At 64.5% G+C, this 26,111-nt stretch carries 28 protein-coding genes and 1 pseudogene; 13 read left to right on the top strand and 16 right to left on the bottom strand.

Annotated features, from left to right (window positions below):
• Positions 1-114 precede the first annotated feature (114 nt).
• On the bottom strand, positions 115-774 hold the full coding sequence (locus ACZ5KU_RS12450; protein WP_054056455.1) for a ribonuclease T2 family protein: 660 nt from the start codon (positions 772-774) through the stop codon (positions 115-117).
• A gap of 296 nt (positions 775-1,070) precedes the next feature.
• Between ACZ5KU_RS12450 and ACZ5KU_RS12445 the strand changes: the two genes are divergently transcribed.
• The gene (locus tag ACZ5KU_RS12445; protein WP_054056454.1) at positions 1,071-1,895 is read left to right on the top strand and encodes an aspartyl/asparaginyl beta-hydroxylase domain-containing protein; all 825 of its coding nucleotides are present in this window, start codon (positions 1,071-1,073) and stop codon (positions 1,893-1,895) included.
• A gap of 390 nt (positions 1,896-2,285) precedes the next feature.
• On the opposite strand, the gene ACZ5KU_RS12440 is transcribed toward ACZ5KU_RS12445, so the two are convergent.
• Positions 2,286-3,563 (bottom strand): serine/threonine transporter, encoded by a 1,278-nt coding sequence (locus ACZ5KU_RS12440; RefSeq protein WP_054056453.1) that lies wholly within the window; start codon positions 3,561-3,563, stop codon positions 2,286-2,288.
• A 488-nt stretch (positions 3,564-4,051) separates the two neighbouring features.
• Here ACZ5KU_RS12440 and ACZ5KU_RS12435 point away from each other — a divergent pair, with 488 nt between their 5' ends.
• Positions 4,052-4,597 (top strand): DUF4946 domain-containing protein, encoded by a 546-nt coding sequence (locus ACZ5KU_RS12435; RefSeq protein WP_054056452.1) that lies wholly within the window; start codon positions 4,052-4,054, stop codon positions 4,595-4,597.
• 10 nt (positions 4,598-4,607) lie between these two features.
• Here the strand turns inward: ACZ5KU_RS12435 and ACZ5KU_RS12430 are convergent, their stop codons facing one another.
• The 6 genes from ACZ5KU_RS12430 to galU form a co-directional block, all read right to left on the bottom strand.
• Positions 4,608-5,066, bottom strand: a complete 459-nt coding sequence (locus ACZ5KU_RS12430; RefSeq protein WP_054056451.1) for a DUF2214 family protein — start codon at positions 5,064-5,066, stop codon at positions 4,608-4,610.
• A gap of 210 nt (positions 5,067-5,276) precedes the next feature.
• Positions 5,277-6,236: a quinone oxidoreductase family protein gene (locus ACZ5KU_RS12425; RefSeq protein ID WP_464737235.1), complete on the bottom strand. Its 960-nt coding sequence runs from the start codon at positions 6,234-6,236 to the stop codon at positions 5,277-5,279.
• Positions 6,237-6,270: 34 nt separating this feature from the next.
• On the bottom strand, positions 6,271-6,444 hold the full coding sequence (locus ACZ5KU_RS12420; RefSeq protein WP_017906538.1) for a DUF1427 family protein: 174 nt from the start codon (positions 6,442-6,444) through the stop codon (positions 6,271-6,273).
• A gap of 105 nt (positions 6,445-6,549) precedes the next feature.
• A complete protein-coding gene (locus ACZ5KU_RS12415; RefSeq protein WP_416773014.1) occupies positions 6,550-7,317 on the bottom strand; it encodes an AraC family transcriptional regulator in 768 nt (255 codons plus the stop codon).
• Between the two features lie 2 nt (positions 7,318-7,319).
• On the bottom strand, positions 7,320-8,678 hold the full coding sequence (gene gorA, locus ACZ5KU_RS12410) for a glutathione-disulfide reductase (RefSeq protein WP_054059650.1): 1,359 nt from the start codon (positions 8,676-8,678) through the stop codon (positions 7,320-7,322).
• Between the two features lie 131 nt (positions 8,679-8,809).
• Positions 8,810-9,649: a UTP--glucose-1-phosphate uridylyltransferase GalU gene (galU, locus tag ACZ5KU_RS12405; RefSeq protein ID WP_054059651.1), complete on the bottom strand. Its 840-nt coding sequence runs from the start codon at positions 9,647-9,649 to the stop codon at positions 8,810-8,812.
• A 280-nt stretch (positions 9,650-9,929) separates the two neighbouring features.
• Between galU and ACZ5KU_RS12400 the strand changes: the two genes are divergently transcribed.
• On the top strand, positions 9,930-10,106 hold the full coding sequence (locus tag ACZ5KU_RS12400; RefSeq protein ID WP_192842751.1) for a hypothetical protein: 177 nt from the start codon (positions 9,930-9,932) through the stop codon (positions 10,104-10,106).
• A gap of 19 nt (positions 10,107-10,125) precedes the next feature.
• Complete coding sequence (locus ACZ5KU_RS12395) at positions 10,126-10,407, top strand: hypothetical protein (protein WP_054059652.1); 282 nt, start codon at positions 10,126-10,128, stop codon at positions 10,405-10,407.
• 20 nt (positions 10,408-10,427) lie between these two features.
• On the opposite strand, the gene ACZ5KU_RS12390 is transcribed toward ACZ5KU_RS12395, so the two are convergent.
• Positions 10,428-10,787 carry a hypothetical protein gene (locus tag ACZ5KU_RS12390; protein WP_273820493.1) on the bottom strand — a complete coding sequence of 120 codons (360 nt, stop codon included), beginning with the start codon at positions 10,785-10,787 and terminating at the stop codon, positions 10,428-10,430.
• Between the two features lie 211 nt (positions 10,788-10,998).
• On the opposite strand from ACZ5KU_RS12390, the gene ACZ5KU_RS12385 reads away from it, so the two are divergent.
• The 3 genes and pseudogenes from ACZ5KU_RS12385 (at position 10,999) to alkB (ending at position 12,195) form a co-directional block, all read left to right on the top strand.
• On the top strand, positions 10,999-11,304 hold the full coding sequence (locus ACZ5KU_RS12385) for a DUF1883 domain-containing protein (protein WP_017906757.1): 306 nt from the start codon (positions 10,999-11,001) through the stop codon (positions 11,302-11,304).
• Between the two features lie 33 nt (positions 11,305-11,337).
• On the top strand, positions 11,338-11,499 hold the full coding sequence (locus ACZ5KU_RS12380; protein ID WP_162491336.1) for a hypothetical protein: 162 nt from the start codon (positions 11,338-11,340) through the stop codon (positions 11,497-11,499).
• A 31-nt stretch (positions 11,500-11,530) separates the two neighbouring features.
• A pseudogene (gene alkB / locus ACZ5KU_RS12375) lies at positions 11,531-12,195 on the top strand (DNA oxidative demethylase AlkB).
• On the opposite strand, the gene acuI reads toward alkB, so the two are convergent.
• Together acuI and acuR are read right to left on the bottom strand one after the other, a co-directional pair.
• Positions 12,185-13,168 (bottom strand): acrylyl-CoA reductase (NADPH), encoded by a 984-nt coding sequence (gene acuI / locus ACZ5KU_RS12370; protein ID WP_419736341.1) that lies wholly within the window; start codon positions 13,166-13,168, stop codon positions 12,185-12,187. The pseudogene alkB and the gene acuI overlap by 11 nt on opposite strands.
• A gap of 46 nt (positions 13,169-13,214) precedes the next feature.
• Positions 13,215-13,850: an acrylate utilization transcriptional regulator AcuR gene (acuR, locus tag ACZ5KU_RS12365; protein WP_464737234.1), complete on the bottom strand. Its 636-nt coding sequence runs from the start codon at positions 13,848-13,850 to the stop codon at positions 13,215-13,217.
• Between the two features lie 198 nt (positions 13,851-14,048).
• Here acuR and ACZ5KU_RS12360 point away from each other — a divergent pair, with 198 nt between their 5' ends.
• The 5 genes from ACZ5KU_RS12360 (at position 14,049) to ACZ5KU_RS12340 (ending at position 18,878) form a co-directional block, all read left to right on the top strand.
• Positions 14,049-15,113, top strand: a complete 1,065-nt coding sequence (locus ACZ5KU_RS12360; RefSeq protein WP_464737233.1) for an NAD(P)H-dependent flavin oxidoreductase — start codon at positions 14,049-14,051, stop codon at positions 15,111-15,113.
• 134 nt (positions 15,114-15,247) lie between these two features.
• The gene (modA, locus tag ACZ5KU_RS12355) at positions 15,248-16,015 is read left to right on the top strand and encodes a molybdate ABC transporter substrate-binding protein (protein ID WP_054059657.1); all 768 of its coding nucleotides are present in this window, start codon (positions 15,248-15,250) and stop codon (positions 16,013-16,015) included.
• Positions 16,016-16,696, top strand: a complete 681-nt coding sequence (gene modB / locus ACZ5KU_RS12350; protein WP_054062596.1) for a molybdate ABC transporter permease subunit — start codon at positions 16,016-16,018, stop codon at positions 16,694-16,696.
• Positions 16,697-16,699: 3 nt separating this feature from the next.
• Positions 16,700-17,788: a molybdenum ABC transporter ATP-binding protein gene (gene modC / locus ACZ5KU_RS12345; protein WP_054062597.1), complete on the top strand. Its 1,089-nt coding sequence runs from the start codon at positions 16,700-16,702 to the stop codon at positions 17,786-17,788.
• 70 nt (positions 17,789-17,858) lie between these two features.
• Positions 17,859-18,878, top strand: coding sequence for a DNA topoisomerase IB (locus ACZ5KU_RS12340; RefSeq protein ID WP_054059660.1), 1,020 nt, complete (start codon positions 17,859-17,861; stop codon positions 18,876-18,878).
• Positions 18,879-18,893: 15 nt separating this feature from the next.
• Here ACZ5KU_RS12340 and otnI read toward each other — a convergent pair whose 3' ends face one another.
• Positions 18,894-19,679: a 2-oxo-tetronate isomerase gene (otnI, locus tag ACZ5KU_RS12335; RefSeq protein ID WP_054059661.1), complete on the bottom strand. Its 786-nt coding sequence runs from the start codon at positions 19,677-19,679 to the stop codon at positions 18,894-18,896.
• A 178-nt stretch (positions 19,680-19,857) separates the two neighbouring features.
• On the opposite strand from otnI, the gene traD reads away from it, so the two are divergent.
• Complete coding sequence (gene traD, locus ACZ5KU_RS12330; RefSeq protein WP_054059662.1) at positions 19,858-21,960, top strand: type IV conjugative transfer system coupling protein TraD; 2,103 nt, start codon at positions 19,858-19,860, stop codon at positions 21,958-21,960.
• 67 nt (positions 21,961-22,027) lie between these two features.
• Here the strand turns inward: traD and gabP are convergent, their stop codons facing one another.
• The 4 genes from gabP to ACZ5KU_RS12310 all read right to left on the bottom strand — a co-directional run bounded on the left by gabP (position 22,028) and on the right by ACZ5KU_RS12310 (position 26,108).
• Positions 22,028-23,434: a GABA permease gene (gene gabP, locus ACZ5KU_RS12325; RefSeq protein ID WP_054059663.1), complete on the bottom strand. Its 1,407-nt coding sequence runs from the start codon at positions 23,432-23,434 to the stop codon at positions 22,028-22,030.
• A 264-nt stretch (positions 23,435-23,698) separates the two neighbouring features.
• On the bottom strand, positions 23,699-24,157 hold the full coding sequence (gene msrA / locus ACZ5KU_RS12320; RefSeq protein ID WP_054059664.1) for a peptide-methionine (S)-S-oxide reductase MsrA: 459 nt from the start codon (positions 24,155-24,157) through the stop codon (positions 23,699-23,701).
• Entirely contained in the window at positions 24,154-25,065 is a 912-nt protein-coding gene (locus tag ACZ5KU_RS12315) for a homocysteine S-methyltransferase family protein (protein ID WP_419736352.1), read from the bottom strand. Before ACZ5KU_RS12315 ends, msrA begins: the two co-directional genes overlap by 4 nt.
• Entirely contained in the window at positions 25,062-26,108 is a 1,047-nt protein-coding gene (locus ACZ5KU_RS12310) for an ABC transporter substrate-binding protein (RefSeq protein ID WP_054062600.1), read from the bottom strand. The genes ACZ5KU_RS12315 and ACZ5KU_RS12310 overlap by 4 nt, the downstream gene beginning before the upstream one ends.
• Between the last annotated feature and the right edge of the window lie 3 nt (positions 26,109-26,111).

The following is a 26,111-nucleotide window of genomic DNA, read 5'->3' as shown; positions in this document are numbered from 1 at the left end:
AGCTCGGACGTCAGTAAAGGGCTGCCGACTGTGGCAGGCCCTTTGCGCCGTGTCTTGAACAATCTTGCAACGCTGAGCGGCGCCAGCCGGCACCGCTCAGGATGCGAACCGCGCTCAGCGGATCGGCGGCAGACGTACCTTGCCGTCGCGGCACTGGGTTTTCACGCCCTTGCCGCACGACTCGAAACCCAGGTCCTTGTTCAGGCACACCCGGACTTCCGACAGTTGCGGACCGCTGCAACCCACCGTGACGCCATCGGCCGGCAGGCCCGGATTGCCCTGCTGGAACAGCTGGACGATTTCTGCGGCGGAGTACTCCCGGACGCTGGTCGACGGCTGCAGCTCATCGGGGATGTGCACCTTGCCCAGGGCCTGGTCGGTGGTCTGCAGGTAGCGGTCGGCGCCCAGGCCACTGCAGGTACCGTGCTTGCTCCACTCATGTTCGAGCAGCTTGGCCGTCGGGAACATCGTGCTGCCCTGCTGGCGCTGGGCAGCCGTCAGCGGTGTCAACGGCGCACAGAACTGCGGCCAGCCGCCCTTGGCATACTGCGGCCAGAGTCCGTGGAGCACAAAGCCGTAACCCTTGCCCTTGCACTGTTCATTACCGGCATGGGTCAGGCAGAAGGTCGGCGACCACGACAGGCTCAGCAGGTAATAGTCGAACTCGCCAGCCTGCCCCTTCTGCCTGTTCTTTCCCGATGAAGACTGCTGATCCGCCTGTGCGCCGCCCATCGACAACATCAGCACGGCCAATACCACGCAAATCCACTTCATACTGACTCCCTGCTCCTGGTTAGGTTGGACATCGATCCCCGATGTCAATGATGGCTCTACACGAATCCCGTTAAATAAATTGTTAAGAAACCTTACAAAACAGTAACATTTGATACGATTATCCCTCGCCCGAACTTCTATCATGGCAGGCATCGCTTGACCTGCCCGGCCTGCTGGTTCGGGCAAACCGTCGCCCCGGACGGTTGCGCACCCGAACACGGTGCTTTCCTGGGTTCCAACGCGCCATCCGGCGCCCGCCACTACCTGCTGCAATCGCTCTAAGGGAGCCCCGGTTCATGAGTATCCGCAACATCCGCAAGAAAGTCGTCTCGCTCCTCTGGACGCTGGGCGTGCTTCTGGTCATCTACTGCTTCCCGAAAACCGTGTTCGGCTTCCTGGCGCTGGTGGTGATCTGCGGTATCTACGATTTCCTGCGCAATGGTATCTATACCGCCGAACTGGCGAAGAAATATTTCATCGGCAACGGCCGCAATACCTGGGTCCTGTCGCCGTTCAACACCCTGTTCGACCTGGTGAGCCGGCGCAACCGCGGCGTCTATCGCATGCAGGACCTGCCCGAAGACTGCCAGCGCGAGTTGCAGCAGGTCATCGACCGGGCCATGGACCACAAGGACGAGATCATCCAGTACCTCGACGGCCGCATGGCCCAGAACAAGCGCGGCATGCTGTTCTTCCAGTGGTACGGGCGCAAGATCGACACCGAACTGGACATCCGCGAACTGCAGCAGAAATTCCCCTATGTGAAGACCGTCGGCGTCTCGGTGTTCAACGCCAACCAGTCGACCTCGTTCCACTTCGGCCCGCTGCGCATGATGTTCCGCGTGCTCTACAACATGGCGCCGGCACCGCATCATGACGGTGTCTACATCCAGTGCCGCAAGGACAAGCACTTCTGGCATGACGACCCGTTGTTCATCTTCGACGACACCCTGCTGCATGCCTCGTTCAACAAGAACGACACCAAGCGCTACTGCCTGTTCATCGACATCGTGCGGCCGTCCCGCACGCCGTTCATCCTGCGCGGCGTGATCGCCGGCTTCGCCGGTGCGGTGTTCGCCCTGCGCCGGGTGTTCTACAAGAACTGGAAGCTGATCCAGTAAGCCCCACCCCACCCTGGGCGCCGCATATCCGCTCGCCCAGGGCCCTCCTGCACAAACACCACCTACATACCTGCCCGCCCCCGCTGCCTGACGGTGGAAAACGGCCCGGCCGAGGTCCGCCGGCATATCCAGACGGCCTTCAGCCGGGTCGGTTGCGAGGGATTGAGCGAGCGTGAGCACAAGACGGCGCACATACTGCCGCATGGCCATTGGGCGAAGGCCACGGCGAAGGAAATGAACAGTTCCCGCAGACCGTGCGCCTGCACCGCAAGAATTTCTATCTGAAGCCTTGAGGTGGGAGCCGGCCTGCTGGCGATCCGGACAACGCGGCTTTCAGCTCTACCGCGTTGAGGCCATCGCCAGCGACCGTCTCCTGAAGGGGGTGTTGGATCAGGAGGCCAGCGAGTAGATCAGCGCCGAAATCGATACCAGACCGACCAGCGTGACGAACACGTTGGACAGCTTGCCCGAGTACTGACGCATCGAGGGAACGCGGCGGATCGCATACATCGGCATCAGGAACAGCAACGCGGCGATGATCGGCCCACCCAGGGTCTCGATCATGCCCAGGATGCTCGGGTTCAGCGTTGCCACCAGCCAGCAGACCACCAGCATGAAGGCCGCCGTCATGCGGTCCAGGGCCTTGGCACCGGGCTTGCGGCCGCTCTTGATGATCAGGCCCTTGAGTCCTTCACTGGCACCGATGTAATGGCCCAGGAACGACTTGGCGATCGCCACGAAGGCAATCAGCGGCGCGGCGAAGGCGATGGTCGGGTTGCTGAAATGGTTGGCCAGGTACGACAGGATCGACAGGTTCTGCGCCTTGGCTTCAGCCAGTTGGGCCGGCGACAGGGTCAGCACGCAACTGAACACGAAGAACAGCACCATCACCACCATCAGCAGGTGGGCGCGGGACAGGATCTGGCTGCTGCGCTCTTCGGCGTGCGCCCCGTAACGGCGCTTCTGGTCCACGGCGAAGGCCGAGATGATCGGCGAGTGGTTGAACGAGAACACCATCACCGGAATCGCCAGCCACAGCGTGTGCAGCAGTGCCGACGGCTCCGGCAGGCTGCTGGCGGTGGCGAGAATGCCGCCGTTCCAGTGCGGGATCAGGTACACCGCCAGGAGCGCCAGGGCGACGATGAACGGATAGACCAGCATGCTCATCGCCTTGACGATCAGTTGCTCACCACACCGTACCACCGCCAGCAGGCCGAGGATCAGCGCCAGGGACAGGATCGCCCGCGGCGGCGGCGCGATGTGCAACTGGTGTTCGAGGAAGCTGCCCACGGTGTTGGTCAGGGCGACACTGTAGATCAGCAGGATCGGGAAGATCGCGAAGAAGTACAGCAGGGTGATCAGCGCACCGGCGGTCAGGCCGAAATGCTCCTCGACCACTTCGGTGATGTCCGAACCATCGCGCCCGGAGAGCACGAAGCGGGTCAGGCCGCGGTGCGCGTAGAACGTCATCGGAAACGCCAGCAACGCCAGGATCAGCAGCGGCCAGAAGCCGCCCAGCCCCGCATTGATCGGCAGGAACAGGGTTCCGGCGCCGATCGCCGTGCCGAACAGGCCCAGCATCCAGGTGGTGTCGTGGCGGCTCCAGCTGCTCAGTGCAGCGGGAGCCGATTCATAGCGTTCGTCGACGCTGTTGGCCTGGTCATTCATCCGGTCGAGTCTCCGTTAGCCGGTCATTACCACGCGACCGGGGCGGAAAACAGCTTATTGGCAGCGCCCCGGCCATAAGAGGGGCGCGATTGTCCGGGATAACGCTTGAGAAGCAAAGGGCTAGCTGAGCAACGGTTGCCTGTGCCGGGGTTTCCGGGGGCGTCTGTGCCGTTGCCTGACGGCCTGTACGCCCTGGTTGCGACCCGTCGTCACAGCGCTGAAAAGCCGTACGTTCCTTGAACTTGCCGGCAATAACCCACGCAATCGCGCATGGAGCCTGGATCCACCCTGGCGCTCAACGGCGGGTCCGGATTAAGTTGCTGATTCAGCAGGAAAAATGGAAATTCCGATAAAAATACCCAGGGGCGCGCCCCGTCGGGCACCCGAAGGCGCTCTCCCCACCCGGCCCCGCAGAAGAATCGGCCTGTGGCGCCCAACTATTGATACACTGTAACAACCCATTTCATCCTCCCTTGCCAGTACCCTCCATGATCCCAGTGCAATGTCGTGTCTGTTTCACCGCCCTGCTCCTGCTGCTGGGCGGCTCGTCCGCCCTCGCCGATGACCTGATGATCACCTGGCCCGGCGACTGGGAAGTGCAGACCCTGCCACCCGCGCAAAATGCCGTGGGCGAGGTGATCAGCGGTCTGCGCCAGCGTGCGGTGAAGAACGATGCCAACGGCGACCCGCTGATGGTCATGGAACTGACCCAGTCCGCCCTCACGCCCGGGCATCAGGTCAACCTGCCCGGCGTGCTGCTGGAAATGCGCAAGGCGGTCCAGAAGAACTTCGTCGAGCGCGGTTTCATGAGCGTCTGCAACCGCATCCACGACAGCACCCTGGGCGGCATGCCAGCGGTGGAAACCACCTGCACCATCACCCAGAACGGCGGCCACGTGATGACCCAGACCCTGGTGGCCGCGGCGCGTGAGGGCAAGGCCTACTCCCTGCTGTACGCCGGCTCCGCGGATGGCTACAAGGCCCAGGAAGCGACCGTCAATGGCATCCGCGCCAGCCTGCACCTGGAGCCCTGAACCACGGCCTTCAACCGGCCAGGAAGCCTCGGGCCATGCCACTGGCAGCGATCACGATCAGCATGATCAGCAGCGCCTCGACATGGCTCAGCCGGGCGAACAGCCGGGCACGGCGAATGTCGATAGAGGCGCCCTTCTTCTGCGCGATGCGCCACTTGATCAGGCTGATCATCGGTGTCAGCTCCAGCAGCAGGACAATCACGAACAGCGTCAGCTTGAGGTGAAACAGCGGCTGGTGCAGGTAATAGTCACTGCCCTTCTCGAAACCGCCGAAGGCGCGCAGACCACCGGTGATCAGCAGCACCGCGGCACTGATCCCCCACAGGTTGTCCCAGACGAAGACCGGGCGCAGATCGGTCGCAGCGCTGCCGCCAAGACGCAACAAGGCACCGCCCCGACCGAACACGGCGGCCAGGGCAATGCCGTAGGCCAGGAGGTGAAGAGCGGCCAGGAACCAGTGGACGAGCATGGTGGTGTCTCCATTGTTGGACACCACAGTTGTAGCTCACTCCCCCGATCTCTGCCGATGACTTCCTGCTGATGAGCGCCTGTAGGAGCCGGCGGTGCGGCGATCCGACTTGCCCGCGAAGCTTTCAGCGACCTCAAGGGCCTCTTCGCGGGCAAGCCCTGCTCCTACAGCGGGTCCTTCGTACGCATTTCGGTGTACGACTCCATCATCTCAAGGCAACAGAATCACCTTCTCGCTGCTGCCCTGGTTGACCTCGGCATAGCGCGTCGGCCCTTCGGCCAGCGGCGATTCGCGCAAGCCCGACGGCAGCTCCAGCAGCCCCTCATCGAAGAAACGCCCGAACTGTTCGAGCATCCGCGCGCAGGCCGCAGTGCCATAGAGCAGCGAATTGATCCCGACCACCGAGCCCCCCTTGCGATACAGCGCCAGCGCCGGCAATTGCACATGCCCGTCGACCGGTGCGGCGATGATCGCGATACGGCCGAATGTCGCCAAGGCACCGACCGCCGCCGGCAGCCAGAAGCCGGTGGTATCGAAGATCACCTCGGCCCCTCCGGGGAACACGCCATTGACCGAGGCTGCCAGGTCTTCGGGCTGGCCCAGCACGATCGTCTCGAACCCCCGCGCCTGCAACGCCAGGGCCTGCTCCGGCCGACGGACTGCCGCCAGCACCTGCGCCCCACGGATCTTCGCCAGGGCGATCGCCGCACTGCCGACCGCGCCATTGGCGCCGATGACCAGCAGCCGGGTCTCGGCCTTCACCAGGCTACGCTCCAGGGCATCCCAGGCGGTGGTGTACGGCACACCGAGGCTGGCCGCCTGGGCAAAGCTCAAATGCGCCGGCTTGCGCGCCACCCCCTCGGCCGGCAGGGTCAGGTACTGCGCATGGGAACCGTCGCCGGTGAAGCCCAGCTCCTTGCCAGTGCCCCAGACTTCCTGGCCGAGCAGCGCCTGCGGGCCCTCGACCACCACTCCGGCGAAGTCCCGCCCGGGTACCCGCGGCAAGGTGGTGTAGGAAAAACGACCCAGTACGTTCTTCACATCGCTGGGGTTCAGGCCGGCAGCCTTGACCTGTACCAGCACCTCGCCGGCGGCGGGCACGGGCATGGGCAGGTCGACCCATTGCAGGGCGCAAAGATCACCGGTTTTCGAAAATTGCAGAGCTTTCATGGAGTGCGTATCCAGACAGGGAACGGAAAGGGGTTCAGGACAACCAGCCAGCCACCAGTTGCTTGCCCAGCGGCCAGGCCTTCTCGCCCAACTGCATGCCGAGCAAGCCCACCAGGGCCACGGCGGGAGGCGCCGGGGAACGGAAATCGAGCCCGCCGTACAGCAGCCCGACAGCAAGACCGATAACGAGAGAAATCAGGTAGCTCATGATGAAATCCAGGCTCCGAAAGGGAATGCCTGCAGTTTATGGCCGACAAACACGGGCTGTCGGCCAAAGGCTTCTGGATATCGGTCAAGCGAGGGAGAAAGGGGTTCAGTTCACCGGGTAATGCGAGGGCGAGATGCCCAGGGCCCGACGGAACATGTCGCTGAAGCTGCTGGGCGAATACCCCAGCGACCGGGCGATGCGGCTGACCGGTACGCCCTGGATCAGCTCGGCCACTGCGGTCGCCAACTGCACCTGGCGCCGCCATTCGGCGAAGCCCATGCCCAGTTCCGCCTGGAACAACCGCGCCAGGGTGCGCACGCTGGCCCCGGCGGTCTCGGCATGCTGGTCGAAGGAAATCGCCAGCGACGGGGCACTCATCACCGCCTGGCACACCGTCAGCAGGCGCCGGTCGCTGCCGGAAGGCAGGGCGATCTTCAACATCGAACGCCGCGCCCGCCGCAGCTCCAGCAGGGCCAGGCGGGTCAGTGCGTCGTAGTACTCGCCCTGGGTCTCGTCGGCCTGCGCCACCAGGCCGATGATCAATTCGCGCAGCAGGCCGCCGACCTCGATCACCTGCACCGTGCTTTCCAGCGTCGCGGCCAGGGCCGGACGCAGGTAGATGTTGCGCATCTGCAGGTCCGACACCACCCGGATCCCGTGGGAGACGCCCGGCGGCAGCCAGACTGCCCGCTGCGGCGGCACCGCCAGGGCCTCATGGGGCGTCTCGACCCACATCACCCCGGACATCGCATACAGCAACTGCCCCCAGGCATGCTCGTGGGGCTCGATGAACAAGCCCCGCGGGTAGGTCCGTGCCAGCGGTTGCACCGGCCGGTCGGTGTCACTCAGGTCGGGCGGCGCGGCCAGGGCCATGGTCAGCCCGCGACAGGCGTACGCAGGGTGACGAATTCTTCGGCCGCCGTCGGGTGCACGCCGATGGTTTCGTCGAAGTCACGCTTGGTCGCCCCGGCCTTCAGCGCAATCCCCAGCCCCTGAATGATCTCGCCAGCGTCCGGTCCGACCATGTGGCAACCCAGGACCTTGTCGCTACGGGCATCCACCACCAGTTTCATCAGGGTTTTCTCCTGGCAATCGGTCAGGGTCAGCTTCATCGGCCGGAAGCGGCTCTCGAAGATCGTCACCTCATGGCCCTGCTCCCGCGCCTGCTCCTCGGTCAGGCCGACGGTACCGATGTTCGGCTGGCTGAACACGGCGGTGGGGATCAGCTTGTAATCGACCGGGCGATACTGCTCGGGCTTGAACAGCCGCCGGGCGACGGCCATCCCTTCAGCCAGGGCCACCGGCGTCAATTGCACACGGCCGATCACGTCGCCCAGGGCGAGGATCGACGGTTCGCTGGTCTGGTACTGCTCGTCGACCTGGATGAAACCCTTCTTGTCCAGTTTCACCCCGGTGTTTTCCAGGCCCAGGTTGTCCAGCATCGGACGCCGCCCGGTGGCGTAGAAAATACAGTCGGCCACCAGCTCGCGACCGTCCTTGAGGGTGGCCTTGAGGCTGCCATCGGCCTGCTTGTCGATACGTTCGATATCGCTGTTGAACTGCAGCGTCAGGCCCTGCTTGGTCAGTTCCTCGGCCAGGTGCTTGCGCACCGCGCCATCGAAGCCGCGCAGGAACAGGTCGCCGCGATACAGCAGCTGGGTCTCGGCGCCCAGGCCGTTGAAGATGCCGGCGAACTCCACGGCGATGTAGCCGCCGCCCACCACCAGGATGCGCTTGGGCAGTGCCTTGAGGAAAAACGCCTCGTTGGAACTGATGGCGTGCTCATGCCCCGGAATGTCGGGGATCTGTGGCCAGCCGCCAGTGGCGATCAGGATGTGTTTGGCGCTGTAGCGCTGGCCGTTGACCTCGACCTGATGCGGGTCGACCAGCTTGCCATGGCCTTCGAGCAGGGTGACGCCGCTGTTGACCAGCAGGTTGCGATAAATGCCGTTGAGGCGGTTGATTTCCTTGTCCTTGTTGGCGATCAGGGTCGCCCAGTCGAAGTTCGCTTCGCCCAGGGACCAGCCAAAACCCTTGGCCTGCTCGAAATCCTCGGCGAAGTGCGATCCGTAGACCAGCAGCTTCTTGGGTACGCAACCGACGTTCACGCAGGTGCCGCCCAGGTAGCGGCTTTCGACCACCGCCACCTTGGCTCCGAAACCGGCGGCAAACCGCGCCGCCCGCACACCGCCGGAACCGGCGCCAATCACAAACAGATCAAAATCGTAGGCCATGTCTATCTCCTCGGCAGGCACACAGCATACTCGCTGTAGCCTCTCAGGTCAGTTAGCCATTACATAAGGGCGCATAACAAAAAAGCCACCCGAAGGTGGCTTTTTCTGGAACGCTACGAAGCTGAAGGCGCTTAGTAGGCCTTGCCAGTCTTGTAGAAGTTCTCGAAGCAGAAGTTGGTCGCGTCGATATAGCCTTCGGCGCCACCGCAGTCGAAACGCTTGCCCTTGAACTTGTAGGCAATCACACAACCGTCCTGGGCCTGCTTCATCAGGGCGTCGGTGATCTGGATCTCGCCCCCCTTGCCCGGTTCGGTCTGCTCGATCAGGTTGAAGATGTCCGGCGTCATGATGTAGCGACCGATGATCGCCAGGTTCGACGGCGCATCTTCAGGTTTTGGCTTCTCGACCATGTTGCGTACGCGGTACAGGTCATCACCGATCAGGTCGCCGGCGATCACACCGTACTTGCTGGTTTCCTGCGGGTCGACTTCCATGATCGCCACGATGGTGCAGCGGTACTGCTTGTACAGCTTGACCATCTGCTTGAGGACGCCGTCGCCTTCCAGGTTGACGCACAGGTCGTCCGCCAGCACTACCGCGAACGGCTCGTCGCCGATCAGCGGACGACCGGTCAGAATGGCGTGGCCCAGGCCTTTCATTTCGGTCTGGCGGGTGTAGGAGAACGAGCACTCGTCCAGCAGGCGGCGGATACCGACCAGGTATTTCTCCTTGTCGGTGCCCTTGATCTGGTTTTCCAACTCGTAGCTGATGTCGAAGTGGTCTTCCAGCGCGCGCTTGCCGCGGCCGGTGACGATCGAGATCTCGTTCAAGCCAGCGTCCAGCGCTTCTTCGACGCCGTACTGGATCAGTGGCTTGTTCACCACCGGCAGCATTTCTTTGGGCATGGCCTTAGTCGCTGGCAGGAAGCGAGTACCGTAACCGGCTGCTGGGAACAAGCATTTCTTGATCATATGAGTCCTTAAAAAGGGCGGTGTGTACGAGTTTCGGCGCAGTCTAATCAGGCGGCGGTCACCTTACAATGCCCCGCTGATAGCATCCTGACGCCAACATAGAGAAAAACGACGGCAGATAGTTCCAAGGCATCGACAAATAGTCTGGCGCCCGGTATTCGAGGCGACTGATGAGCCCCTCCTGCCCCACCTTCAAAACCCTGATTCTAGCTGCTGATAGCGGCTCGCGCCGGGTTCTGCGCTATCATCGTGACATTTCCCCAACCAGTGAGACGAAGCGATGTCGGCAGCGAAGAAAGTGAACGGTTACCTGATTACCCAGGCCACCGATGGCCAATGGTGGGTGGCCGGTGTCGACGGCGAGCAGATTGCCGGGCCGTTCGCGACCGAGGCCCTGGCCAGTGAAGTGGCCTCGGTGTTCGAGGATACCCCCGCCCCAACGGCCAAGCGCCGCTAAAAATAAAGGGCTGAACGACATGAAGGGTTTTCTGGCATTGCTCGCGGTACTGGCCCTGGCGGGATGCGCAACGGCCTCCAAAACCTACCTGGACAACGGCCAGCAAGGCCTGGAAATCGATTGCTCCGGCGAAGCGATGTCCTGGGCCAAATGCTACGAAAAGGCCGATGATTCCTGCGCGGGTACCGGCTACACCATCGTCGGCACCGATGGCACGCCGCAGCCGAAGGAAAGCGACAAGACCCTGGGCGTGGACGTCGGCAACTTCAAGAGCCGCACCGTGGTCGTGATCTGCAAGTGACCGGCGTGGGCGGGCCGGCCTCAGGGCTGGCCTGAAATGCAGCGGGTCGCCGCATCGAGCACCGCGCTGGAACGCAGCGGGTTGTTCGACATGCTTTCATAGAGGCGGATGCTGCTGCCCCCCGAACGCTCCTCGATATCGAGCAGGGCCGCCGGCGAACTCGACAGACGATCGCGCACCACCATCCTGATCCCGCTCTTGTGCGGGGTCAGCAACGAAGGACCGCGGCTCTTGTTCAGAATCGTGTCCACGCAGCTGGCATATTCATTGGGCTTCTTGCCCGAAATCACATTCAGCGTCGGCGGTGTCTGCTGGATTTCCGAAACACTTGCACATCCGCCCAACGCCAACATCGCAGCGACCCAAGCGCCCCACTTCATGAAAAACCCTCCAATAAAGACGCTCCGACAGCATCAATGCGATTTTTCTCCGTTGCGAAGAGGAATTTAATCCAACTTTTATGGCGACAAGCCGGTGTAATCCGTCAGACTTGTCACCCTACCCGCAGAATCCATCCATCGCAGCGATAAAACCAGGCTGCGCTACATGCTATCTTTTTGATTTTGTAGAAAAAGCCTTCTGGAGGCGGTCATGAAATTCATCCACCAGCGCGAGCACCTCAACGAAGACGACATCGTCGTGATCGAATGCTCCCAGACCTGCAACATCCGCCTGATGAGCGACGCCAACTTCCGCAGCTTCAAGAACGGCGGCCGCCACACCTACCACGGCGGCGCCTTCGACACCTTCCCGGCCCGGATCACCGTGCCCAGCACCGGTTTCTGGAACATCACCCTGGACACCGTGGTGACCAAGCGCGCCATCAGCGTCACCCGCAAGCCGAACCTCAAGCATTCGATCCGCATCATCCGTCGCTCCGCCTCGAAGCTGCGCTGAATCTCCCCTTTCCTTTTAGTGAGTGGAATGACCGTGACTACCAAATACGTCATCAAGTACACCCTCAACGGTGAACGCCGTTTCGAGTTCGCCCAGTTGGAGAACGGCACAGAGGCCGAGGCCCGTGCCGCGCTGGAAGCCGTGCATGGCAAGGACGATGTGATTGCCGACGTGAAAGTCAGCAAGGCGCTGTAAGCGCCGCGCCGGACAATGCCGCGAGCAGCGCATGACCCTTGATCTGTTTGCCGACGACGAACTGCGCCAACCCGAACGCCACGAGCGGATCGGCGAGCAATCGTGGGTGCTGCGCGGCTTTGCCCTGCCCCGGATCGAGCAACTGCTCCCGGCCCTGCGCGAGGTGTTGCGCCAGGCGCCGCTTCGGCAGATGGTCACCCCCGGCGGCTTCACCATGTCGGCCAGCCTGAGCAGTTGTGGCCGTTGGGGCTGGACCAGCGACCGCGACGGCTATCGCTACAGCGCCGTCGACCCGCAAAGCGGCCAGCCCTGGCCGGCGATGCCCGAGGTGATTCGGCAGTTGGCCGTCGACGCCGCCCGCGCAGCGGGTTTCGAAGACTTCGAACCCGATGCCTGCCTGATCAACCGTTATGTGCCGGGAGCGAAGATGTCCCTGCATCAGGACCGCAACGAGCGCGATCTCGGCGCCCCGGTGGTCTCGGTCTCGCTGGGGCTGCCGGCGATGTTCCTGTTCGGCGGCCACGAACGCGCCGACAGGAGCCAGCGCATCCCGCTGCTGCACGGCGATGTGGTGGTCTGGGGTGGCGTCGACCGCCTGCGCTTTCACGGCATCCTGCCGGTCAAGGACGGTCACCATCCAGTACTGGGGCCCAGCGCATCAACTTCACCCTGCGCCGTGCCGCCCTCAACGGTTGACGTCCACCACCACTCGTCCACGCACGTGCCCGGCGAGTAGGCGCGGCGCGACCTCCAGGGCTTCCTGCAGACCGATTTCGTGGCTGATCAATGCCAGTTGCTGGAGATCGAGGTCTCTTGCCAGGCGTTCCCAGGCCAGGATGCGCTGCGCCCTGGGCTGGGTCACGCTGTTGATCCCGGCCAGGGTCACGCCACGCAGGATGAACGGCGCCACCGTTGCCGGAAAGTCCATGCCCTGAGCCAGGCCGCAGGCGGCGACGGTGCCATTGGCGCGGGTGCTGGCACAGACATTGGCCAGGGTATGGCTGCCCACCGAATCGATGGCGGCGGCCCAGCGTTCCTTCGCCAGCGGCTTGCCCGGTTGCGACAGGGTCTGGCGATCGATGATCTCGGCGGCGCCCAGCCGTTGCAGATAATCATGCTCGCAGGTGCGCCCGGTCGAGGCCACCACCCGATAACCGAGCCGGGCCAGCAGCGCCACGGCAAAGCTGCCGACACCACCGTTGGCGCCGGTCACCAGCACTTCGCCCTGGTCCGGCGTCAGGCCATTGCGCTCCAGCGCCAGGATACTGAGCATCGCGGTGTAGCCGGCGGTGCCGACGGCCATGCTCTGCGCCGGGGTAAAGCCCCTGGGCAGCGGGATCAGCCAGTCGCCGCTGAGCCTGGCCTTCTGCGCCAGGCCACCCCAATGCCCTTCGCCGACACCCCAGCCATTGAGCAGCACCCAGTCGCCGGCCTGATAGTCGGCATGACTGCTGTGCTCCACCGTCCCCACCAGGTCGATGCCCGGCACCATGGGGAAACTGCGCACCACCGGGCTGGCCCCGGTGATCGCCAACCCGTCCTTGAAGTTCAGAGTGCTGTAGGCCACCCGCACCGTCACATCGCCTGGCGGCAATTGTGTTTCGTCGAGAGAGGCCAGGTTGGCCCGGTAACCGCTTTCGTCCTTTTCGATCAGGATGCCGCTGAACATGCTCACCTCCAATTTAGACCGATCGTCTAGAAATAATCCTGAAAAACTACCGCGTCAGGCTGCCCATGAACCCCTGCATGAAGGTCTCCAGCGGAGCCTCGCTTCCCACCAGCCGGGCCCGCAGTACCGCGCCTTCCCAGCCGATCCAGAAGAAACTCGCCAGGGCCGGACAATCGGCGGTCACCGCCAGCTCACCGGCCTGTTGCGCCGCCTGCAGGCAAACGCTCAGGCGCTGCTCCCAACTGCGCAGCACCGCCTCCAACTGCTCACGGTAGCTGTCCGGCAATTGGGTCACTTCCTGGCCCAGGTTGCCCACCAGGCAGCCGCGGCGAAAAGCGTGTCGGGCCATGCCGGCCTTGGCCTCATCGACGAAACCGCGCAGACGCTGCAAGGGCGACAGCGATTCGTCCAAAAACCAGCGGTCGAGCTTGCGCGCGAAGTAGTCGGCGTAATTGGCCAGCACCGCCTGGCCAAAGGCTTGCTTGCTGTCGAAGTAGTGATAGAACGAGCCCTTGGGCACCCCGACCCGCTTGAGCACGACATCGATACCGGTGCTCATGAAGCCTTGTTCGGTGAGGATTTCCGTACCACAGCGCACCAGCAGCTCGCGGGTCTGCTGGTGTTCCCGAGGCACCTTCGGCGGGCGGCCGGGCTTGCGTGGCAAAACGTTGCGGGTCGTCATGGGAACAATATAGACCGATCGTCTCAAAAATGCATCCGACCCGGGTCGTGATATCGGCTCGATCGACCAGGCCGAGGCTTTCGCAACGCCGCCGAGCCTGTTCAGGCGCAGAAGTCACTGGCCTGGCCGATGGCATTCCTGATACAAACCTGTGCTGTTCCCGTCGTCATTCCCTTATCTGCCCGGAGAGAAGTCGTCATGAGCAACTGGCCCGACACACGTCTGCTTGAGCTGTTCGGCATCCAGCAACCGATCATCCAGGGCCCGTTGGCGGGAGTGACCACGCTGGCGATGCTGGTCGGGGTCGCCAGGGCTGGCGGCCTGGCCTCCCTGCCCGCCGCCATGCTGACCGCCGAACAGATCCGCCAGCACACCGAGGCGTTTCGCCGCGCGGTCCAGGCTCCCCTGAACATCAACTTCTTCTGCCACCCGATGCCCACCCCGGACCCGGAGCGGGAAAAGCGCTGGAAGGAACGCCTGGCGCCCTACTACCGCGAGCAGGGCCTGGACTTCAACGCCCCCACACCGGTGTCCAGCCGTGCGCCCTTCGACGAAGGCAGTTGCCAACTGGTGGAAGAACTGCGTCCGGAGATCGTCAGCTTCCACTTCGGCCTGCCGCCCCAGCCCATGCTCGACCGGGTCAAGGCCACCGGCGCGACCCTCGTCGGCTGCGCCACCACCGTGGATGAAGCCCTCTGGCTGCAGGAACGCGGCTGCCACGCGATCATCGCCATGGGGGTCGAGGCCGACGGCCATCGCGGCATTTTCCTGAGCAACGACCTCAACACCCAGGTCGGCACCATGGCCCTGGTTCCGCAGATTGTCGACGCGGTGAAGGTCCCGGTGATCGCCGCCGGCGGCATCGGTGATGCACGGGGCATCGCGGCGGCCTTCATGCTCGGCGCGAGCGCGGCGCAGTTGGGCACCAGCTACCTGTTCACCCCGGAGGCGAAGGTCTCGGCGTCTCACCACCAGGCGCTGCGCACCGCCAAGGAAAGCGAGACGGCCCTGACCAACCTGTTCACCGGCCGCCCGGCGCGCGGGATCATGAACCGGGTCATGCGCGAACTGGGACCGATCAGCGACATGGCGCCGGCGTTCCCGCTGGCCGGCGGCGCGCTCATGCCCCTGCGGGCCAAGGCCGAGGCGGACTTCAGCAACCTGTGGTCGGGCCAGGCCCTGCGGCTGGGGGTGCAATTGCCTGCCGAGGAACTGACCCGGCAACTGGCGCAGCAGGCACTGGCCAGGTTGCAGGGCCGCTGATCGTGGGGGGATGGCCCACTCGCCATGGCCATGAAATCGCTATATATTTCCCTATATAGCGTTTCATCCCAGCCGGCGCCGCACACGTCCTATAACAAGCGACGCCCGTCCCACCCCTTGAACGGAGCCGCTTCATGATCACTCGTGCCTCACGCCTTGCCCCGACCTGCCTCGCCGCCCTGCTCGGCGTGTTCGCCTTCGCCCCGGTCCAGGCCGCCGAAGTCCAGGTGGCCGTCGCCGCCAACTTCACCGCGCCGATCCAGGCGATCGCCAGCGACTTCGAGAAAGACACCGGGCACAAGCTGATCGCCGCCTACGGCGCCACTGGCCAGTTCTATACCCAGATCAAGAACGGCGCGCCATTCGAAGTGTTCCTCGCCGCCGACGACACCACCCCGGCCAAACTGGAGAAGGAAGGCGACATCGTGGCCGGCTCGCGCTTCACCTACGCCGTCGGCACCCTGGCCCTGTGGTCGGCCAAGGACGGTTACGTCGATGCCAAAGGCCAGGTGCTCAAGGACAATCACTACCAGCACCTGTCCATCGCCGACCCGAAGGCCGCCCCCTACGGCCTGGCCGCCACCCAGGTCCTGGCCAAGCTGGGCCTGACCGACAAGGTCAAGGACAAGCTGGTCACCGGCCAGAACATCACCCAGGCCTACCAGTTCGTGTCCACCGGCAACGCCGAGCTGGGCTTCGTCGCCCTGTCGCAGGTCTACAAGGACGGCAAGCTCACCAGCGGTTCGGCGTGGATCGTCCCGGCCGACCTGCATGAAGCGATCAGGCAGGACGCGGTGATCCTCAACAAGGGCAAGGACAATGCCGCCGCCAAGGCGCTGGTGGAATACCTGAAGGGCCCGAAAGCTGCGGCCATCATCCACGCCTATGGCTACGCCCTGTAAATGCCGCTCGACAGTACCGACTTCGCCGCGATCTGGCTGACGCTGAAACTGGCGTCGCTGACCACGGTGATCCTGTTGCTGGTCGGCACCCCCATCGCCCTGTGGCTGTCGCGCACCCGATCCTGGCTGCGCGGGCCGATCGGCGCGGTGGTGGCCCTGCCGCTGGTGCTGCCGCCGACGGTAATCGGCTTCTACCTGCTGCTGGCCTTCGGCCCTCACGGTTTCATCGGGCATTTCACCCAGGCCATCGGCCTGGGCACCCTGACCTTCAGCTTCACCGGCCTGGTCATCGGTTCGGTGATATACTCGATGCCGTTCGTGGTCCAGCCGCTGCAAAACGCCTTCAGCGCCATTGGCACCCGCCCGCTGGAAGTGGCCGCGACCCTGCGCGCCAACCCCTGGGACACCTTCTTCAGCGTGATCCTGCCGCTGGCGCGTCCCGGTTTCATCACCGCCGCGATTCTCGGCTTCGCCCACACCGTCGGCGAGTTCGGCGTGGTGCTGATGATCGGCGGCAATATCCCGGACCGGACCCGCGTGGTTTCGGTCCAGATCTACGACCACGTCGAGGCCATGGAGTACCTCCAGGCCCACTGGCTGGCCGGCGCCATGCTGGTGTTCTCCTTCCTTGTCCTGCTGGCGCTGTACTCGAGCAGAAAAACCAGGATGGGCTGGAGCTGAGCCATGACCGCCTCGATACAGACCCGCCTGAAACTGCACTACCCGGGCTTCGCCCTGGATCTGGACCTGCGCCTGCCCGGCCGCGGTGTGACCGCGCTGTTCGGCCCCTCGGGTTCGGGCAAGACCACCTGCCTGCGCTGCCTCGCCGGCCTGGAAAAAGCCCCGCAGGCCTTCATCCAGGTCAACGACGAAATCTGGCAGGACAGCGACCGCCAACGCTTCGTGCCCCCGCACAAGCGCGCCCTGGGTTACGTGTTCCAGGAAGCCAGCCTGTTCCCGCACCTCTCGGTGCGGGCGAACCTGGAGTTCGGCCTGCGCCGCATTCCCCGGGCCCAGCGGCGGGTGGACATGAGCCAGGCCTGTGAGCTGCTGGGCATCAGCCACCTGCTGGAGCGTCACCCGCAACACCTCTCCGGCGGCGAACGCCAGCGTGTCGGCATCGCCCGGGCGCTGCTCACCAGCCCTCGCCTGCTGCTGATGGACGAACCCCTCGCCGCGCTCGACAGCCAGCGCAAGACCGAGATCCTGCCGTACCTGGAACGCCTGCATGACGAGCTGGATATTCCGCTGCTCTACGTCAGCCATTCCCAGGACGAGGTCGCCCGCCTGGCCGATCACATCGTCCTGTTTTCCGCCGGCAAGGCCCTGGCCAGCGGGCCGATCGGCACCACCCTGGCGCGGCTCGACCTGCCCCTGGCCCTGGGCGACGACGCCGGCGTGGTGATCGCCGGCCAGGTCAGCGCCTACGACCCGCACTATCAGCTCGTGACCCTGCAACTGCCCGGCAGCCCATCGAACATCCGCGTGGCGCACACCCCGCAGGCCATCGGCAGGCAATTGCGCTGCAAGGTCCAGGCGCGCGACGTCAGCCTCAGCCTGCAGGTGGAAGAACACAGCAGCATTCTCAACCGCCTGCCGGTCACCGTCACCGGCGAAACCGCCGCGGACAACCAGGCCCATGTGCTGGTGCGGCTGGATGCCGACGGCACCCCGCTGCTGGCGCGGATCACCCGCTACTCGCGCGACCAGTTGCAACTGCGGACCGGCCAGCGGCTCTGGGCACAGATCAAGGCGGTGGCGGTACTGGCCTGATAAAAGGCACCTCCGGGCACGGCCGCGGTCAATCGGTCATACCGTCTGATTCTCCTTCAAGGACGCCGCCATGCCCGATGCTTCAGCCCCCGCCGAGCTGTCACCCGACCTGCATTACGTCGACGACACCCAGCCAGGTATCCGCCGCAGGAAATGGCGCAAGCGGTTCGCCTATTTCAATGCCGAGGGCGAGCGCATTCGCGACCCGCAGGAGATCCGCCGCCTCGACGCCCTCGCCGTGCCCCCGGCCTACACCGACGTGTGGATCTGCGCCGATCCGCAAGGCCACCTGCAAGCCACCGGGCGCGATGCCCGGGGCCGCAAGCAGTACCGCTATCACCCGCGTTGGCGGGAGATCCGCGATCAGGACAAGTACGCCCGGCTGCTGGCCTTCGGCAAGGCGCTGCCCAAGTTGCGGCAACAGTTGCAAATGATCCTGGCGAAACCGGGGTTCAACCGCGACAAGGTCATGGCCACGGTGATCAGCCTGCTCGACACCACCCTGATCCGCATCGGCAACAGCCGCTACGCCCGGGAGAATCGCTCCTACGGCCTGACCACCCTGCGCAACCGGCATGTCGCGATCAACGGCAGCGCCATCGTCTTCCAGTTCCGTGGCAAGAGCGGCGTCGAGCACCGGGTCACGGTCAGGGACCGGCGCCTGGCCACGGTACTCAAGCGCTGCCTGGAACTGCCCGGCCAGCACCTGTTCCAGTATCTGGACGAAAACGGCGAGCGGCATGTCGTCAGCTCCTCGGACGTCAACGCCTGCCTGCAGGAACTGACCGGTGCCGATTTCACCGCCAAGGACTTCCGCACCTGGGCCGGCAGCGCCATGGCCCTGACGGTACTGCGTGAACTGCACTGGGAACCGGAGGCCGAGGCCAAACGGCAGATCGTCGAAACGGTCAAGAGCGTCGCCAGGCAGTTGGGCAATACCCCGGCCGTGTGCCGCAAGTGCTACATCCATCCCGGCGTCCTCGAGGCCTTCGTCCTCGGTGAGCTGGCCAGCTTGCCCAAGCCGAGGCTGCGCAAGGGCCTGCACCTGGAGGAAGTCGGCCTGGCGATGTTTCTGCAACGCCAGGCGTGACACAGCCCCCGTCGGTCAGTGCCGGGCCTTCCAGTCCCGCAGCCATTGCAGGCCGGCCGAGGTGTTGCCCCGTGGGCGATACTCGCAACCGATCCAGCCCTGGTAGCCCAACTGGTCGATCAGTTCGAACAGCCAGGGGTAGTTCACCTCGCCCAGGTCCGGCTCGTGGCGATCCGGTACTCCGGCGATCTGGATATGGCCGATATGGGCCAGGTCGCGGCGCAAGGTGGTGGCCAGGTCACCTTCGACGATCTGGCAGTGGTAGCAGTCGAACTGCACCTGCAGGTTGGCTGCGCCGACCGCCTCGCGAATGGCATGGGCCTGGTCCTGGCGGTTGAGGAAAAAGCCGGGCATGTCCCGTGGGTTGATCGGCTCCAGCAGCACCGTCACCCCGACCTTGGCGGCCGCCGAAGTGGCATGGGCGAGGTTTTCCAGGTAGGTCGCCTGATGGCGTTCGCGGCTGGCATCGGCGGGCAACAGGCCGGCCATCACATGGATATGCCGGTTGCCCAGTACGCTGGCGTACTCCAGGGCCCTGGCAAAACCGTCGCGGAACGCCTGCTCACGGCCGGGCAAGGAAACGATACCGCGCTCTCCCGCCGCCCAGTCGCCCGGCGGTGCATTGAACAGCACCTGGTGAAGGCCATGGTCGTCCAGGCGTTGTTTCAGTTCCTGCACGGGATAGTCGTAGGGAAACAGGTATTCCACCGCCTCGAAACCATCGGCGGCGGCGGCCTGGAAACGATCCAGGAAGTCGTGTTCCGGGTAGAGCATGCTCAGGTTGGCAGCAAAACGGGGCATGGGAATTCTCGGTGTCCGTGGCGAAAGGCGTAGCAATACACAAGGTTGGCGGATCGGGCAATGACACATGATGGCCGCGAACGGCCAAACCCGCCCGGCCCGTTCCGGTTTTACCGCAGCGCAGGGCCTCCCACCCTGCCACCCTAGGCCTTCGAGATCACCACGGAGCGCCACTCCCATGACCCAACAGCATACGGTCGAGGTGCTGCTGCGCCCGGCCGTGGAGTTGTACACCGTCGCCGTCTGCGCCGGCTGCATCGGGCTGTGCCTGTTCGCGCCCTGGGTACTTGGCCTGACACCGCTGTTCGGTGCACTGACGGCACTGGGTTATCTGCTGCTGGGCTGGATACGTTTGCGCCAGGCACTGATGGTACTGCGCTTTCGCCGCAATATCCGGCGCCTGCCGCGCTATGTCATTACCAGCCAGCGCATCCCGGTCAGTCACCAGCGGCTGTTCGTCGGTGCGGGTTTCAAATGGGAGCAACGGCATACCCAGCGCCTGATGCAGACCTACCGCCCGGAATTCCGTCGCTATGTCGAACCTTCGCCGCTGTTCCTGCAGGCCCGCCGACTGGAACGACGCCTGGAACAGGCGCGTTTGCCCCTGAGCCTGCTGCCTCGCCTCACCGCCTGGGACAGTCCGTTGAACCCGGTACGGCCGCTGCCACCGGTAGGCGGCTCGCCCCGCCTGCATGGCGTGGAGCCCGATGAAGTCGAGGTGTCACTGCCCCTCGGCGAACGCGTCGGCCACAGCCTGGTGCTGGGCACCACCCGGGTCGGCAAGACTCGCCTGGCCGAGCTGTTCATCACCCAGGACATTCGCCGGGTCAAACGCATCGAGGGGCGCACGGAATTCGAACCGGTGATCGTCTTCGACCCCAAGGGCGATGCAGACCTGCTCAAACGCATGTACGTGGAAGCGCGCCGCGCCGGACGCGACAAGGAGTTCCATGTGTTCCACCTCGGCTGGCCGGATATTTCAGCCCGCTACAATGCCGTCGGCCGCTTCGACCGGATATCCGAGGTGGCCAGCCGGATCTCCGGGCAACTGTCCGGCGAAGGCAGCAGCGCCGCGTTCCGCGAGTTCGCCTGGCGCTTCGTCAATATCATCGCCCGGGCCCTGGTGGAGCTGGGCAGCCGCCCGGACTACCTGAAGATCCAGCAGCACGTGATCAATATCGATGCCTTGTTCATCGACTACAGCCACCACTACTTCGCCCGTCATGACCCGGATGCCTGGGAGTTGATCGCCGGCCTCGAAGGCAAGCTCAACGAAAAGACCACCCCGCACAACATGCGCGGCCGCCAGCCACGAGTCACGGCCATCGACCAGTACCTGTCGCGCACCCGGGTCGCCGACCCGGTGATGGACGGCCTGCGTTCGGCCGTGCGCTATGACAAGACCTACTTCGACAAGATCGTCGCCTCGCTGCTGCCGCTGCTGGAAAAACTCACCACCGGACGCATGGCCGAACTGATCTCGCCGGACTACGGCGCCCTCGACGATCCGCGGCCGATCTTCGACTGGATGCAGGTGATCCGCAAGCGCGCAGTGGTGTATGTCGGGCTCGATGCGCTGTCCGACCCGGAGGTCGCCGCGGCGGTGGGCAACTCGATGTTCGCCGACCTGGTCTCGGTGGCCGGGCATATCTACAAGTTCGGCGTCGACGACGGCCTGCCCCACGCCGACCGCGAACAGAAGATCCCGATCAACCTGCACGCCGACGAATTCAACGAACTGATGGGCGAGGAGTTCATCCCGATGATCAACAAGGGCGGCGGCGCCGGCATCCAGGTCACCGCCTACACCCAGACCCTCAGCGACATCGAGGCCCGGCTCGGCAACCGTGCCAAGGCCGGCCAGGTGGTCGGCAACTTCAACAATCTGTTCATGCTGCGGGTACGCGAGACCGCCACGGCGGAACTGCTGACCCGACAATTGCCCAAGGTCGATGTGTACTCGACCACCCTGGTCAGCGGTGCCACCGACAGCTCGGATGCGTCGGGCAGCACCGACTTCACCAGCAACACCCAGGACCGGGTCAGTTCGACCTGCGTGCCGCTGATCGAGCCGGCCCACGTCGTCAGCCTGCCCAAGGGCCAGGCCTTCGCCCTGATCGAGGGCGCCAACCTGTGGAAGGTTCGCATGCCCCTGCCCGCCCCCGATCCGGACGAGAGCATGCCCAGGGACCTGCAGGCCCTGGCCGCCCACATGCGCAGGCGCTACGCCGACGGCGGTGGCGAATGGTGGAGCGCCTCGACGGCGCCCGGCTCGTCCTGAGCGATGTCGCAGAGTGCGCGACGTACAGCCTGCGAATACCCCTGCGACAGCAGTTGATCCAACCCTGTCAGGCATCGCTCAGCAGGCTGGCCTTTTCCGGCTGCCCATGCTGGCGGGCCGTCACCAACCCGATAAAGGAAATCGCCAACGCCAGGACGATGGTCGAGGTCACTTCCGTGCGGTGCTCGGGCGTTGCCATCATCACCCCCAGTGCCGCGCAGATGAAGGCGATCACCAGGTAGGTCAGCCACGGGAACAGCCACATGTGAAAGGCCAGCTCGATGTTCTGCCGCTGCAGGCGCCGACGCATGCGCAACTGCGAGATCGCGATCACCAGGTACACCAGCAGCGCGATTGCACCGGAACTGGCCAGCAGGAAATCGAACAGGCCAGCCGGGGCGAAGTAGCTGAACAGGGTCACGCCGGCACCGAGCACACTGCTGGCGATCACCGCCGCACGCGGCACACCGGCCGACGAGGTTCGCTTGAGTGGCCGGGGCGCATCACCGCGCTTGCCCAGCGAGAACAGCATGCGCGAGGCGATATAGATCGACGAGTTCATGCAACTGGCCACGGCGATCAGCACCACCGCATCCACCATGAACTTGGCGTGGGGAATGTTCATCAGTTCCAGTGCCCGCTGGTAGGAGCCCACCGTCGTCAGTTGCGGATCGTTCCAGGGCACCACGGAGATGACCACGAAGATCGACAGCAGGTAGAACACGCCGATCCGCCAGATCACCGAACGGGTCGCCTTGGCGATGTTGCGCGACGGATCGTTGGATTCGGCTGCGGCGATGGTCACCGCCTCGGTACCGATGAAACTGAACATGATGGTGATGAATGCACCGACCACCGCCGACAGGCCATTGGGCGCAAAACCACCGTGCTCGGCCATGAGCCGGCTCAGGCCGCTGGCCTCGCGCTCGGGAACCCAGCCCATCAGCACGGCGAAACCGACGCCGATGAAACCGATGATCGCCACGACCTTGGCCATGGCGAACCAGAATTCGAACTCGCCGTACTTGGACACGCTGAACAGGTTGGTCACCACCAGCAGCACGATCGACAGCAGGGCGAACAGCCAGGCATCGATCCCCGGGAACCACTGGTTGAGCACATGTCCGGCGGCCAGGGCCTCGATCGGGATCACCAGCACCCAGAACCACCAGTAGAGCCAGCCGATGGTGAAGCCGGCCCAGCGGCCGATGGCCTGGTCGGCGTAGGTGGAGAAGGAACCGGTGTCGGGATTGGCGACGGCCATTTCGCCGAGCATGCGCATCACCAGCACCACCAGCAGCCCGGAAAACAGATAGGCCAACAGCACGGCGGGACCGGCCGCGGCAATGGCATGCCCCGAACCGACGAACAGGCCTGCACCGATGATCCCTGCGATAGACAGCATCGTGACATGGCGCGGCTTGAAGCCCTGCGCCAATTGGCCGTTGGAATCCTTGGGGTTCAGGCTATGCATTGTTTTTCTTCCCTAAAGCGTCGCAACGAGACGGCACGCCACTTTACGGACTTTGAGCGACAGGCAAATGTCCTGAGCACGTCGCTCATCGAACTGATTTCGACATGGAACGATCGTGCCTGGAGCCGGCGATCCGGCGTCCGGATTCATTCACGAACGGGGTCAGCGGAAACATCCCGAGCCATTGATTCGGCCGCCCGCCAGAGCCGGATCCTGTAGCCTCCAGAGGCTCTGGCAGCAGGAGCAGCAACAGCTGCAAAAGGTTCAGGCGTGGCTGATCGAGCAGGCCGTCAGACCGTTTCTCTCCAGATAACGCTGCTGGTCCTCTGCCGCCAGCTCGAACGTTCCCAGCGGCACGACGACCGTGGCGATGGCCCGGTTGAACCGCCTCGAAGCCTCGAGTTCCGCCCGTGCCAATTCGGCAATGGCCGCCTGCTGCGGCGAGTGGACAAAGATCGCCGAACGATATTTCACCCCGATATTATCGCCCTGACGGTCCCGCGACGTCGGGTCATGCAGCCCCCAGAACGCCTCGACCAGCGCCGGATAGTCGATGACGCCAGGATCGAAATCGACCTGAACCACCTCGATCAGCGGCTCGCTGCGACCCGCTTGCGCCGCGTAGCCGACCCGGCTGTCCACCACTCCGTGCAGCTCGCGCAAGGCCGCTTCGGCACCCCAGAAACAGCCCGCGCCGAAGGTGGCCTGTTGTAACCCGCTCATGAGCTCACCTCCCCTGCTTGCAAGTGCTCGTTCAATTGCCGGATGTGCTCCGGGCCGATACCGCAGCAGCCACCGACGATCAGCGCGCCTTCATCGACCCAGCGCTGCGCCCATTGCAGGTAGGCCGCCGGGCCCAGGTCGGCACGAATATCGAGCAGGGTGTCGTTGGCCTGGGCGTCTTCGCTGACCGGCGCAAACGCGTTGGCATAGACCCCCAGTTGCAGTTCGCCGGCCTGCGCCGCGAGTGCCTGTCGCGCGCTGATCAACGCCGGGCCCATGCTCTCGGGCTGGCTGCAGTTGAACAGCAGCGCACTGGCACCCAGTTCCAGCGCCACCTGCGCCGCCTGCTCGATGCTTTCGCCGGAGCGCAGGCGCGGTACATCATCTGGCAAGGCGTCCACCAGGGTGAAAGACAGCCACAGCGGCTTGTCGTCACGGCCCAGCGCCTCGCGTACCGCCCGGGCCTCGGCCAGGGAACTCTGGGTTTCCGCCAGCCACAGGTCGACATGCGGGCCCAGGCCGGCAATCAGCTCACGGTGAATGGCCAGCGAACGCTGGTGGTCGAACAGATCCGGCCGATAGGAACCCAGCGCCGGGGGCAGCGAACCGGCCACCCGCACATCGGTCCCCTCGGCCGCCTCCCGCGCCAGTCGGCCGGACAGCGCCGCCAGCCCACGGCCATCGCTGGCGAAACGCGCCTCACCGATATGAAACGGCACCACCGCGTAGCTGTTGCTGGTGATCACCTGGGCACCGGCCTCGATAAAGGCGCGGTGTACCCGGGTCACATGCTCCGGGCCCTGCAACAGCGCCAGCGCCGACCACTCCGGCTGCCGGAACGGCGCTCCGATACGCTTGAGTTCGCGCCCCATGCCGCCGTCGAGCAGCGTCAATGCGCGCCGGCTCATTGCGCCGCCACCTTGTCGCCAGCAGCCTGCAGCCACTGGTTGACGGTCGCCGGGTTGGCCGCGACCCAGGCCTTGGCAGCCTTCTCGGCCGGTTGCTTTTCACGCTCGATCTTCAGGATCAGTTCGTTCAGCGAGGTCGGGTCGATGCTCACGTTCTCGAGGAACGCGGCGATACGCGGCGCGCGCTGGCGCAGGCTGGCGGATGCGAGAATGTGCACCTTGGCATCCGGATAGGCGCAGGTGATGCTGCTCTTGTTCAGCCAGTCGGTATCGACGGTCGGGCTGATGAATTTCCAGCAGCCGTCGGCCTTGTACAGCGGGTCGCCCTTCTTGTTGTCCTGGGCGTAGCCGTCGAACGGCGGCTCATCCAGGCGACGCAGGTCATAGGCGGAGAAGATCCAGTCCGGGGTGTAGGCATAAAACACCACGCCACGCCCGGCCTTGTAGGCGGCATCCAGGCGCGCGTAGGTGACCGCGGCCTCGGTGGAGACCGACTCGAAGTTCCTGGCGAAGCCGAAGTCCTTGGCCTTGATCTCGCCGATGTAGGTCGACTCCCAGCCGGCCGGCCCCACCAGCAGTTGCGCCTGGCCACCGCCGGGCGGCGCGAACAGCTGGGCCACCTCGGGTTTGCGCAGGTCATAGACCGACTTCACACCGTACTTGTCCTGGATGTAGCCGGGAATGTAGAAGCCCTGCACACCAAGGTAAGGCTGCTTGTTGGGGACCAGCGAACGGGTACCGCCGGTGACGTACCTGGCCCATGCCGCCGACTGGTTCGGCAGCCAGATGTCGGTGAGCACGTCGACCGAACCATCGCCCTTGGCCGCGGCGGCGAACAGCACCGGCACGTCACCGGCCAGATAGGAGACATCGCCGTCGAGCCGGGAACTGATGATGTCGCCAAGGATGTACTGGATGGCGACGGCGCCGGTCCAGTTTTGCTCGCCGATGACGATCTTGTCCTTGGCCAGTGCTGCCGTGGCCGGCAGCAAGGCCCCCAGCAGAGCGGCGCCGGCCAGGGCGCGGGAGAGGAACTTGGGCATGAA

It is taken from the genome of Pseudomonas sp. Tof1, assembly GCF_055390395.1.
This window is presented reverse-complemented; position numbering and strand designations above follow the sequence as displayed.